The organism is Nocardioides sediminis, from assembly GCF_003047295.1.
Taxonomy (GTDB): domain Bacteria; phylum Actinomycetota; class Actinomycetes; order Propionibacteriales; family Nocardioidaceae; genus Nocardioides; species Nocardioides sediminis.
This window is the reverse complement of sequence record NZ_PZYZ01000001.1, coordinates 469,766-481,496: the sequence shown is the minus strand read 5'-3', so window position 1 is coordinate 481,496 and position 11,731 is coordinate 469,766. Positions and strand designations below refer to the sequence as shown.

Genomic DNA, 11,731 nt, shown 5'->3' with positions numbered 1-11,731 from the left:
ATCCTGAGGACGGGTCTCGGGTCCTCGGCGATCGGAGACGGGATGAGCGCACTTCCCCGTCCGGACCTGCCGCCCGGCGCCCACCGCGACCTCGTCGACGCGCTCCACGAGCTCCACCACCGTGCGGGCTGGCCGTCGCTGCGCACCCTGGCCCGCGAGACGGGCGTCTCGCACACCACCGTCTCCCACGCCTTGTCCTCGGCGAAGGTGCCGGGCTGGGGAACCCTCGAGCTCCTGGTCGAGGCCCTCGGCGGCGACACGCGCGCCTTCCAGGACCTCTGGCTCGAGGCCACGACGCCTGCGGGCGAGGGCGTCCCGACCGCCCCGCGCATCGCTGGGCGCAGGGCCGAGCTGACCGCCGTACGCCGTCATCTCGAGCAGGGCACCGGGCTCCTGCTCGTCACCGGCGAGGCGGGCATCGGCAAGACCACGCTGGCGGAGGCGGCCGCCGACGCGGCACGGTCGCTGGTGGTCTCGACCCGCTGTCTCCCCCTGTCGCGCCAGACGCCGCTGATGCCCTTCATCGACCTGTTGCGGACCCTGCTCGGGGTGGACGGCGGCCGGCCGTTCGCGGCAGCGCTCGACGCCTGCCCGCCGTACGTCGCCAGCAGCCTCGACGCCCTCCTCCCCGAGCTCGAGAAGCCGCGGTCCGACCCGGCCACCGACGACTACGCCCGTCAGCGCGTGCTCGCTGCGGTGCGGGCCGTCCTCGATGCCCTGGCGGGGTCGCAGCGCCTCGGCCTCGTCCTGGACGACCTGCACTGGACCGACACGACCACCCTCGACCTCGTCGAGCAGCTGGCGACGCGCGACCCGCGGGTCGCCATCGTGGGGACGTGGCGGCAGCACGACGCCGAGACGTCGGAGGACCACACGACGTGGTGGACCCGCGTCCGCCGCCAGGTGGCGCGGCAGGTCGTCGAGGTCGGCCCGCTCGACCGCGCCGGCACCGCCGACCAGCTGGCCCTGCTCGGCAAGGACGCGTCCCCCGAGCGGGTCGACGCCGTCTACCGCCGCACGCTCGGACACCCTCTCTTCACCGCCCAGCTCGCGGGGCCGGACGACGACACGCGGCTCCCGCCGCTGCTCACCGACCTGCTCGACGCGCGGCTCGGCGACCTGGAGGGCGCCGAGTGGGCGGTGACCCGGCTCCTGGGGGTGGCCGACCGCCCCCTGCCGGCCGAGCTGGTCGCGCCGACCACCGGTCTCGACGACGACACGGTCACCGAGGCCCTGCGGGCGCTGGACCGCCGTCACCTGCTGGAGCTCGGGGAGCACGACGTCTCGCTGGCCCACCCGCTGATCGCCGAGAGGGTCCGCCGTCGCCTCGTCCCGGGCGAGGCCGTCACCGTGCACGGCCGGCTCGCCCGCCGCGTCGCCGCACGCGAGGACGTCTCCCCCGCCGAGGTCGCCGCGCACTTCCGGGCCGCCGACGAGCCGGAGCAGGAGTTCGTGTGGCGGATCCGGGCCGCCCAGGAGGCCCACGAGCGCACGGCGTCGAAGGAGGAGGCGGACCACTGGCTCCGCGCCCTCGAGATCTGGCCGACGGGCTCCGAGGCCCGGGCGACGCCGGTGCGGCGAGCCGCCGCCCACCTCGCTGCCGTCAACGCCCTCGACGGGGCCGGTCAGGAGCCGCGCGGCCTCGCCCTGGCCGTCGCCGCCCTCGGACCGGGTCTCTCGATGGACCGTGACGACCGGATGGAGCTGGCGATCCGCGCGGCGGGCATCACCTGGGGCCAGCACGGGCCGGAGCGGGCCCTGGAGATCCTCGACGACGCGGAGGCCGCCTACGGCGAGGGCATGTCCCCGGACACGCGGATCCGGTGCCTGCGGCTGCGCGCCAGCCTGATGTCCAAGTCGGGGCACAGCCAGGCGGCGCTCGGGGTGCTCGAGGAGGCCGTGTCGCTGAGCGACCGGGCCACCGACCCCGACGTCCTGGTCCGGCTCTTCGCGACGCGGGCCTGGCACCTCGGCTTCGGCGGCGACCTGGCCGCGGCCAACCGGTCCTTCGACCGCGCCCGGGCCGTGCTGCGCGAGGCGTCGACCCCGGACCGCGAGGCCTTCGTGGCGATGATGCACACCGACGTGCTGCTCCACCACGGACGGCCGGCCGCCGAGGCCGATGCCGTGGCCCGCTCCGCACTGCGGCAGATCGACGAGCTCGACCTGCGCTCCACCATCACCAACATGGTGCGGTCCAACGTGGCGGAGGCCTGGCTCAACGCGGGCAGGCCGTCGGTGGCGGGCTCGCTGCTCGTCGGCGACGAGCGCACCGCCGACGACTACTCCCTGTGGCCGCTGCGCTGGGTGGCCGCCCGCATCGACATCGCGGCCGGGCTGCCCGACCAGGCCCTCGAGCTGCTGGGGAGGCCCTACCAGCGGGACCTCTTCGCGGAGCTGACGCTCGCGCTGCCCACCGGTGAGGCACTGCTGTGGGCCGGCCGCGCCGACCTGGCCGTCGAGCTGCTCGACGAGCTGGTCTGCCGGTCCCTGCCCACGGACACGGTCGTGATCGCGGGCCCGGTCCTGGTGATGCTAGCGCGCGCCGTGGCCGACCGCCGCGACGCCGGCTCGGGGCACGACTCCTCGTCGGGTCCGGACGACGCGTCGCGGCTCAGGGCCCTGCGCCAGGACGCCCGCGTCGACCCCCTCGGACCGGGACCCGTTCCGGTCGTCCGACCGGCCTGCACCGCGCAGTGGGAGGCAGAGGTGGCGCGGGCGTCCGGTCGCGACACGGTGGAGCACTGGACCCGGGCCGCCATGGAGTGGGACCGGCTCGAGCGTCCGCACGAGTCGGCGTACTGCCGGTGGCGCGCAGCCCAGGGCGCGCAGCGCGACGGCCGGGCGGCGCTCGCCACCCGGCTGCTGCGGCACGCTGCGACCGATGCCACCGAGCACGTCCCCCTGCTCCGGGCGATCAGCGCCGCCACGTCGGGTGACGACTGACCGCCCGGCCAGGGGACCGCTGCCCCTAGGGCATGTAGTCCACGACCCGGGCGCTGAGCTCGGACGCCGGGAAGCGAGGCGGCGTCTCCACGAGCTGCCACGAGGGCGTCGCGCAGGTGGGCTGCGGTCCATCGAGGGCGGTGTTCCAGTGCGCCCGGACCATGAAGCAGGGACGGTCCCCGTCCGGGGTGTCGGAGGCCACGGCACCGGTGGCCGCGGTCAGTGTGGTGGTGACGACGATGGCGGTCGCGGCGCCGACGACGGCAGCGGTACGACGCAGGTGCGTGCTGTGCATGGCGTTCTCCCCTGGCTGGGCCCGGCAGCACACGGAACTGGCGGGCATGCCTCCAGAGTCGATCCGCCCGACCCCCGGTTGACGGGGGTTGACGAAGGTTGACGCCTCAGGCGCTCAGGTCGCCCTCGGGCAGCTCGCGAGCAGGCCGCGGGAGCGCCAGCCGGCGCGCGACGGCGACGGCGGCGGCACGGCCGGCCCGGTTGGCGCCGATCGTGCTGGCGGACGGGCCGTAGCCGACGAGCTGCACCCGCGGGTCGCGGACGGCCGTGACCGCGCCCTGCACAGCACCGCCCACCTCGAGCTGGATCCCGCCCGCCGGGGAGCGCAGGCCGAGGGGCGCGAGGTGGCCGACCGCGGGGCGGAAGCCGGTCGCCCAGAGGATCACGTCGACGGGCTCGAACGCCGCGTCCGCCCAGCGCACGCCGGTCGTTTCGATCCGCTCGAACATCGGCCTGCGCCGGTAGGCGCCGAGGCGCTCGGCCTCGCGCTCCTGCGGGCGGAGGGACAGTCCGGTGACGCCCACGACGCTCGCGGGCGGGAGCCCACGGCGTACCCGGTCGGCGACCAGGGTGACCGCGGCCAGCCCGGCCTCCGGGTCGAAGTCGCCGGTCCGCCACACCGGCTCGCGGCGCGTGACCCACAGGGTGTCGGCGACCGGGGCGAGCTCGCCGAGGTGCTGCACCGCGGAGGCGCCGCCACCGACGACGAGCACGCGCCGGCCGGCGAAGTGCTCCGGGCCGGGGTAGGCGGCGGTGTGCAGCTGCTCGCCCGCGAAGGTCTCGATGCCCGGGTAGTGGGGCACGAAGGGCTGGGTCCACGTGCCGGTGGCGTTGACGAGGGTGCGGGTGCGCCAGGTGCGCTCCCCCGCGCGGACGACCAGGAGCTCGCCCTCGCTGGTCACCTCGTCGACGACGACGGGGCGGACCACGGGGAGGTCGAAGCGTCGCTCGTAGTCGGCGAACCACGCGGGCACGACGAGGTTGGCAGGCGCGTCCGACCGTCCGGGCGCGGGGGCATCCGGGAGGTCGGCGACGCCGTGCACGTCCTCCATGCTCAGCGAGTCCCACCGGTGCTGCCACGCGCCGCCCGGCCGTTCGCCGGCGTCGAGGACCACGTGGTCGATCCCGCGCCGGGCCAGGTGCCGCGACGCGGAGAGCCCGGCCTGGCCGGCGCCGATGACGAGTGAGTCGAGGCGGGAGTCGTGGGCGGGCACACCGGCTCAACGTCCGGGCGCCGTCGGCTATGCCCGGCCCCGCGGCGTACCCTGAGCGCTCGTGACTGACGCTGAGTTCCGCTACTCCGACCTCCTGCCCACCGGCGCCGACGACACGCCGTACCGGCTCATCACCACCGAGGGTGTCTCGACCACCGAGGTGGACGGGCAGACCTTCCTCCGCGTCTCGCCGGAGGCGATCCGGCGGCTGACCGCGGAGGCGATGCACGACATCAGCCACTACCTCCGGCCCGCGCACCTCGCCCAGCTGCGGCGGATCATCGACGACCCGGAGGCGTCGGGCAACGACCGCTTCGTCGCTCTCGACCTGCTCAAGAACGTCAACATCTCCGCCGGCGGCGTGCTGCCGATGTGCCAGGACACCGGCACCGCGATCGTGATGGGCAAGAAGTCCGAGGGCGTCCTCACCGGCATCGACGACGGCGAGGCGATCAGCCGCGGTGTGTACGACGCGTACACCAAGCTCAACCTGCGCTACAGCCAGCTCGCGCCGCTGACGACCTTCGAGGAGAAGAACACCGGCACCAACCTGCCGGCGCAGATCGAGATCTACTCGACCCCGCAGACGTCGGGGAAGCCGGAGTACAAGTTCCTCTTCATGGCCAAGGGCGGCGGCTCGGCCAACAAGTCGTTCCTGTTCCAGGAGACCAAGGCGATCCTCAACCCCGACCGGCTGCTGACCTACCTCGACGAGAAGATCCGCTCCCTCGGCACCGCCGCCTGCCCGCCCTACCACCTCGCCGTGGTCATCGGCGGCACCAGCGCGGAGTACGCCCTCAAGACGGCGAAGTACGCCTCCGCGCACTACCTCGACAACCTGCCGACGTCGGGCTCGATGGCCGCCCACGGCTTCCGCGACCTGGAGCTCGAGGACGAGGTCTTCAAGCTGACCCAGTCCTTCGGCATCGGCGCGCAGTTCGGCGGCAAGTACTTCTGCCACGACGTCCGCGTCGTCCGGCTCCCCCGTCACGGCGCGTCCTGCCCCGTCGCCATCGCCGTCTCGTGCTCGGCCGACCGCCAGGCGCTGGGCAAGATCACTCCCGAGGGTGTCTTCCTCGAACAGCTCGAGACCGACCCGGCGCACTACATGCCCTCGGCCGGCGTCTCCGACGAGATCGCGGCGGGTGAGGTCGTGCGGATCGACCTCAACCAGCCGATGTCGTCGATCCTCGAGGAGCTCTCTCGCCATCCCGTCAAGACGCGACTGTCCCTCACCGGACCTCTCGTCGTGGCCCGCGACATCGCGCACGCCAAGATCAAGGAGCGCCTCGACGCCGGCGAGGAGATGCCGTCGTACATGAAGGACCACCCGGTCTACTACGCCGGTCCGGCCAAGACCCCGACCGGGATGGCGTCCGGGTCGTTCGGCCCCACGACCGCCGGCCGGATGGACTCATACGTCGAGCAGTTCCAGGCCGCCGGCGGGTCCATGGTGATGCTCGCCAAGGGCAACCGCTCCCGCGTGGTGACGGAGTCGTGCGACACCCACGGCGGTTTCTACCTCGGCTCGATCGGCGGCCCCGCCGCGCGCCTCGCCCAGGACTGCATCACCTCGGTGTCGGTGCTGGAGTACGAGGAGCTCGGCATGGAGGCCGTCTGGAAGATCGAGGTCGAGGACTTCCCGGCGTTCATCGTGGTCGACGACAAGGGCAACGACTTCTTCACCGATCCCTCCGGCGCCGTCAACGTGCCCATCTCCGGGATCCGGGTGCGCTCGGCGGAGTAGCGCGTCTGCCGCCTCGTGCCCGTCGGCCCGCGTCGCGGTGCTGCGGTGCGTCCGACGCTCCGGCCGCCGGCCCGGCGGACGTCCCGCCGGACGTCCGACGAGGTGGTCGCGAGCGCCGGGGCAGCTGCAGCGCCCTGGCGACCGACTCGGCAACCACCCCGACGGATGGGCCGAGCGACACGACCCGGTCCGCCGACGGGCAGGATGGAGCACATGTCAGCCCCCGCCTCCGTCGAGATCGCCCGCGCCGAGTCGCCCCGGGGCGAGCTGGTGCTCCGGCGACGTACCAACCCCGGCGCCGCCGACGTGGTCGAGCTCCGCGTCAACGGCGTCTTCGTCATGGACACCCTCGAGACGAGCACCGAGCTCGAGCTGGCCGGCGTGGCGCTCGACCTCGTGGACGACCCCCGGGACGTCGTCATCGGCGGGCTCGGGCTGGGGTTCACGCTGCAGCGCATCCTGGCCGACGTCCGCGTGGAGCGCGCCACCGTCGTGGAGATCGAGGAGCCGCTCGTCGGGTGGATGCGCGACGGCACCGTGCCCCACGGGCCGGCGCTCCTCGCCGACCAGCGGGTGCGGATCGTCAACGCCGACATCCTGATGGCGATCGCGGAGGCGCGCGACACCCACGACCTGCTGCTGCTCGACGTCGACAACGGCCCGGGCTACCTGGTGCACGACGGCAACGCCGGGGTCTACGAGCGCGACTTCCTCGCCCGGTGCCGGGAGATCCTCAACGACCACGGCGTGCTCGTCGTCTGGTCCGCCTCCCGCTCACCCGAGCTGCTGGCCGCCCTCGAGGACGTCTTCGAGGCTGCCGAGGAGCTGGCGTACGACGTCCTGCTCCAGGACCGCCCGGAGCAGTACTTCCTCTACGCCGCGCGCCGGTCGGACGAGCCACCCCAGGGGTGAGTCAGCCGGACGCCGTCTCGGAGTAGCGTCGCGCCCATGAGCCAGACACGCACCGAGCGCGACTCGATGGGCGAGGTCGAGGTCCCGGCCGACGCCCTGTGGCGCGCCCAGACCCAGCGCGCCATCGACAACTTCCCGATCAGCGGCACGACGCTCGAGCGCCGCCACGTGCAGGCACTCGCACTGGTCAAGGGTGCGGCCGCCCGCGTCAACGGCGACCTCGGCGTCATCGGCGCCGAGCAGGCGTCCGCGATCGCCGACGCCGCCGCAGCGGTGGCCACCGGCGAGCACGACGACCACTTCCCGCTCGACGTCTTCCAGACCGGGTCGGGCACCAGCTCCAACATGAACACCAACGAGGTGCTCGCCTCACTGGCGGCCCGCGCCGGCGTCGACGTCCATCCCAACGACCACGTCAACGCCTCGCAGAGCAGCAACGACACGTTCCCGACGTCCATCCACGTCGCCGCGACCCTGGCCGTCGTCGAGGACCTGCTGCCGGCGCTCGACGTGCTGGCCGCGTCGCTGGAGGCCAAGGCGACCGAGTTCGCCGGACTGGTGAAGTCCGGCCGCACCCACCTGATGGACGCGACCCCGGTGATGCTCGGCCAGGAGATGGGCGGGTACGCCGCGACCGTGCGCTACGCCGCCGAGCGGCTCGAGGCGGTCCTCCCCCGGGTCCGTGAGCTGCCGCTGGGCGGCACCGCGGTCGGCACCGGCATCAACACGCCGCCCGGCTTCGCCGCCGCCGTCATCGAGCGGCTCGCCGCCGACACCGGGCAGCCGTTCACCGAGGCCCGCAACCACTTCGAGGCCCAGGGCACCCGGGACTCCCTGGTCGAGCTCAGCGGCGCGCTGCGGACGTACGCCGTGGGCCTGACCAAGATCTGCAACGACCTGCGCTGGATGTCGTCCGGCCCCACGACCGGGCTCGCCGAGATCCACCTGCCCGACCTCCAGCCGGGGTCGAGCATCATGCCCGGCAAGGTCAACCCGGTGCTGCCCGAGGCGACGCTGATGGTCTGCGCCCAGGTCGTCGGCAACGACGCGACCGTCGCCTGGGCGGGCGCCTCCGGGAGCTTCGAGCTCAACGTCATGATGCCGGTGATGGCGCGCAACCTGCTCGAGTCGATCCGGCTGCTGTCGACGTCGTCGACCGTGCTCGCCCGGCGCTGCGTCGACGGGATCACCGCCGACGTCGAGCGGATGCGTGCGTACGCCGAGTCGTCGCCGTCCGTGGTCACCCCGCTCAACAAGCACGTCGGCTACGAGGAGGCCGCCCGCATCGCCAAGCAGGCCATGAAGGACGGCACCACCATCCGCGAGACGGTGCTGGCGATGGGTTACGTCGAGCGCGGCGACCTCACCGAGCAGCAGCTCGACGAGGCGCTCGACGTCGAGCGGATGACCCACCCGTGAGCGGCCTCAGCGACCCCGAGCACGTGCGCAGCCAGTACGCCACCGAGGACCGGCTCGAGACCCGCCGCTCGGTGTGGCACCCCACCGCCGACGGCCTCGACCCGGCGACAGAGGCGCTGCGCGCCATCGACCGTGCGCTGGTGGGCGACGCCCGGGTGCTCGAGGTCGGGTGCGGCACCGGCGTGATGGCCAGCCGGATCCACGACCTCCCGGGCGTCACCCTGGTCGCCACCGACTTCTCGCCGCGCTTCGTCGAGCTGACGGCCGCTCGCGGGATCGACGCGCGGCAGGCCGACATCTGCTACCTGCCCTTCGACGACGGCTCGTTCGACGTCGTCTACGCCGGCTGGATGCTCTACCACGTGCGTGACCTCGAGCGCGCGCTCAACGAGGTCCGCCGCGTGCTGCGTCCGGGTGGCACGTTCGTCGCGGTGACCAACGGCAACGACCACCTGGTCGACCTGCGGCGCGAGGCGGGCGGGCACCCCGAGGTCTCCCGGTTCAGCAGCGAGACCGGCGAGTCGGTGCTGCGACGCCGCTTCGACGACGTACGCCGGCACGACCTGGCGACGCGGGCGGTCTTCCCCGACCACACGAGCGCCCAGGCCTACCTGGACTCGACCGACGAGGGACTCGTGCTGGCGCCGTTCGACGGCGCCCGTGAGTACGCCGGAGCGGTCACGGTGTTCGAGGCGCGCTGACCCGACGCCGCGAGGGCGGTCAGTACCAGTTGTTGGCGGTCTTGAACGACCAGGCGTTGCACGGGGTCCCGTAGGTGTCCTGGATGTAGCCCAGGCCCCAGCGGATCTGCGACTCGGCCGAGGTCATGTAGTCGGCCGGCAGGTCGTGCAGCTGGGTCAGCGCCTGCGGGATCCCGTACGCCGAGGACGTGGGGTTGTCGGCGTCGATGCGCCAGTTGGACTCGCTGACGTAGAGCGAGTCGAGGCAGGAGAACTGCGAGGAGTCGAAGCCGAACTCCGGGAGCAGCGCCCGGGCAATGTCACGCGGGTCCGAGCTCGAGACGTCCTCCGACCGGGTCACGGCCGGGCCCTTGGCGACCGACAGCGCGGCGCGCTTGGTCGCGTCGGTGGCCCCGCGGCGGTCCGACCGGGAGACCGGTACGACGGACTCGCGACGCTCCAGGGCGGTGTCCTGGCCGGTGTCGCCGGCTGCGTCCTCGGCGGCGTCCCGGGACGTGGGCTCGGAGTCCGCCGAGGCGACCGTGACGCCACCCACGGCGGCGGAGGCGAGGTCGGAGGCGGTGCCCGTCGACGAGCCGAGCACACCACCGGCGACGCTCACGCCGGTCACCGCTGCGGCGACGCCGGTGAGCACCACGGAGGTGCGGATCACGCGGGCCGAGGCGGAACGGGCCGCCTTGCGCTTGCCGGGGGCGCGGTGTCGGGGGGCGTGCTTCTCGGGCTCGGGCGCGGACGTCGACAGGGACTTGAAGGGCACAGGAAAGCTCACGGGGGTAGACAGCAGGTGATGACGCGACCGGTCCGGGGTGCCACCTGCCAGGAACGGGGGGGAGCCGGCGGGCAACGGGACGCTCAGGTCACGAAACGATCACGGGCAACCATGCAGGAGGTCGGGAGCCCGTGCAAACCGAACGCGGGAACTCGTTCCACTTTCTCGTCCACACCGGGCACAGTGACCTCACCAGCCACACGGGTCACGTCGTCGCCGCCTGCGGAGGGGCGTGGCGAGATTCCCGTCACCCCACGAGTGCAGGCAGCGGTCCGGCTCGCACCCGGGACGTGGGTGCGAGCCGGACCGTCGTACGCCGGCAGGACCGGTCAGAGGGTGACGTTCTCCAGCATCTCGGTGACCAGGGCCGCGATCGGGGACCGCTCGGACCGGGTCAGGGTCACGTGCGAGAACAGCGGGTGGCCCTTGAGCTTGTCGATCACCGCCACGATGCCGTCGTGGCGTCCGACACGGAGGTTGTCCCGCTGCGCGACGTCGTGGGTGAGCACCACCTTGGAGTTGGCCCCGATCCGCGACAGCACCGTGAGCAGGACGTTGCGCTCCAGCGACTGGGCCTCGTCGACGATGACGAACGCGTCGTGGAGGGAGCGGCCGCGGATGTGCGTGAGCGGCAGCACCTCGAGCATCCCGCGGTCCATCACCTCGTCGATGACGTCGGGCGTGGTGAGGGCGCCCAGGGTGTCGAAGACCGCCTGGCCCCAGGGCGACATCTTCTCCGACTCCGAACCGGGCAGGTAGCCCAGCTCCTGGCCGCCCACCGCGAAGAGGGGACGGAAGACGACCACCTTCTTGTGCTGGCCCCGCTCGAGGGTGGCCTCGAGGCCCGCGCACAGCGCCAGGGCCGACTTGCCGGTGCCGGCCCGGCCGCCCAGCGACACGATCCCGACCTCGGGGTCCAGCAGCATCTCCAGCGCGATCCGCTGCTCCGCCGAGCGCCCGTGGATGCCGAACGCCTCCCGGTCGCCGCGGACGAGGTGCACCTGCTTGTCCGGACCCACCCGTCCCAACGCCGTGCCCCGGTCGGAGAGGAGGACCAGGCCGTTGTGGCACGGCAGGTCGCGCGCCTCGGCGAGGTCGACGACCCCGTCGTCGTACAGCTCGTCGAGCTCGGCGGAGGTCACCTCGAGCTCGGCCATGCCGGAGTAGCCGGTGTCGGAGTCGCTGACGGCCTCCGCGCGGTACTCCTCCGCGTCCAGCCCGACCGCCGAGGCCTTGATCCGCAGCGGCAGGTCCTTGGAGACCAGCGTGACCTGGTGGCCCTCGTCGGCCAGGTTGCGCGCGACTGCGAGGATCCGGGTGTCGTTGTCGCCCAGCCGGAAGCCGGAGGGGAGCGACGTGGGGTCGGTGTGGTTGAGCTCGACCCGGACGCTGCCGCCCTCGTCGCCCACCGGGACCGGCTCGTCGAGCCGACCGTGCTTGACGCGCAGCTCGTCGAGGCTGCGCAGCGCGGTCCGCGCGAAGAAGCCGAGCTCTGGGTGGTGGCGTTTGCCCTCGAGCTCGGTGATGACGACGACCGGGAGCACCACCTCGTGCTCCGCGAAGCGCCGCAGGGCTCCGGGGTCGGCCAGCAGGACGCTGGTGTCGAGGACGTAGGTGCGGTGCTGGCTGACCTGCTTGTTCGCGCTCACGGAGTGACTACCCCTATCGGACCGGCGCGTCGCACCACACCCGGCCCAGTCAATCGATGGACCGGACGGCTCCTCGAAGC

The 11,731-nt window shown here is 73.1% G+C and carries 9 protein-coding genes; 5 read left to right on the top strand and 4 right to left on the bottom strand.

Annotated features, from left to right (window positions below; genetic code table 11):
• The first annotated feature begins 42 nt into the window (after window positions 1-42).
• Entirely contained in the window at window positions 43-2,946 is a 2,904-nt protein-coding gene (locus DAI17_RS02270; RefSeq protein ID WP_107771263.1) for an ATP-binding protein, read from the top strand.
• A 25-nt stretch (window positions 2,947-2,971) separates the two neighbouring features.
• On the opposite strand, the gene DAI17_RS02265 is transcribed toward DAI17_RS02270, so the two are convergent.
• The gene (locus tag DAI17_RS02265) at window positions 2,972-3,241 is read right to left on the bottom strand and encodes a hypothetical protein (RefSeq protein WP_107771262.1); all 270 of its coding nucleotides are present in this window, start codon (window positions 3,239-3,241) and stop codon (window positions 2,972-2,974) included.
• Between the two features lie 106 nt (window positions 3,242-3,347).
• Window positions 3,348-4,454 (bottom strand): FAD-dependent oxidoreductase, encoded by a 1,107-nt coding sequence (locus DAI17_RS02260; RefSeq protein ID WP_107771261.1) that lies wholly within the window; start codon window positions 4,452-4,454, stop codon window positions 3,348-3,350.
• Window positions 4,455-4,515: 61 nt separating this feature from the next.
• Between DAI17_RS02260 and DAI17_RS02255 the strand changes: the two genes are divergently transcribed.
• The 4 genes from DAI17_RS02255 (at window position 4,516) to DAI17_RS02240 (ending at window position 9,233) form a co-directional block, all read left to right on the top strand.
• On the top strand, window positions 4,516-6,201 hold the full coding sequence (locus DAI17_RS02255) for a fumarate hydratase (RefSeq protein WP_107771260.1): 1,686 nt from the start codon (window positions 4,516-4,518) through the stop codon (window positions 6,199-6,201).
• Between the two features lie 213 nt (window positions 6,202-6,414).
• Window positions 6,415-7,113 carry a spermidine synthase gene (locus DAI17_RS02250; protein WP_199904895.1) on the top strand — a complete coding sequence of 233 codons (699 nt, stop codon included), beginning with the start codon at window positions 6,415-6,417 and terminating at the stop codon, window positions 7,111-7,113.
• A 36-nt stretch (window positions 7,114-7,149) separates the two neighbouring features.
• Window positions 7,150-8,532: a class II fumarate hydratase gene (locus DAI17_RS02245; protein ID WP_107771258.1), complete on the top strand. Its 1,383-nt coding sequence runs from the start codon at window positions 7,150-7,152 to the stop codon at window positions 8,530-8,532.
• Complete coding sequence (locus tag DAI17_RS02240) at window positions 8,529-9,233, top strand: class I SAM-dependent methyltransferase (protein ID WP_107771257.1); 705 nt, start codon at window positions 8,529-8,531, stop codon at window positions 9,231-9,233. Before DAI17_RS02245 ends, DAI17_RS02240 begins: the two co-directional genes overlap by 4 nt.
• Before the next feature lie 19 nt (window positions 9,234-9,252).
• Here the strand turns inward: DAI17_RS02240 and DAI17_RS02235 are convergent, their stop codons facing one another.
• Together DAI17_RS02235 and DAI17_RS02230 are read right to left on the bottom strand one after the other, a co-directional pair.
• Window positions 9,253-10,002, bottom strand: a complete 750-nt coding sequence (locus DAI17_RS02235) for an aggregation-promoting factor C-terminal-like domain-containing protein (RefSeq protein WP_199904894.1) — start codon at window positions 10,000-10,002, stop codon at window positions 9,253-9,255.
• 329 nt (window positions 10,003-10,331) lie between these two features.
• Entirely contained in the window at window positions 10,332-11,651 is a 1,320-nt protein-coding gene (locus DAI17_RS02230; RefSeq protein WP_107771256.1) for a PhoH family protein, read from the bottom strand.
• Window positions 11,652-11,731: the final 80 nt, after the last annotated feature.

What these genes read in the sequence shown, in the direction of transcription:
- DAI17_RS02265 (WP_107771262.1), bottom strand. Translation starts at nt 3,241, where the DNA reads ATGCACAGCACGCACCTGCGTCGTACCGCTGCCGTCGTCGGCGCCGCG.
- DAI17_RS02270 (WP_107771263.1), top strand. Translation starts at nt 43, where the DNA reads ATGAGCGCACTTCCCCGTCCGGACCTGCCGCCCGGCGCCCACCGCGAC.
- DAI17_RS02245 (WP_107771258.1), top strand. Translation starts at nt 7,150, where the DNA reads ATGAGCCAGACACGCACCGAGCGCGACTCGATGGGCGAGGTCGAGGTC.
- DAI17_RS02250 (WP_199904895.1), top strand. Translation starts at nt 6,415, where the DNA reads ATGTCAGCCCCCGCCTCCGTCGAGATCGCCCGCGCCGAGTCGCCCCGG.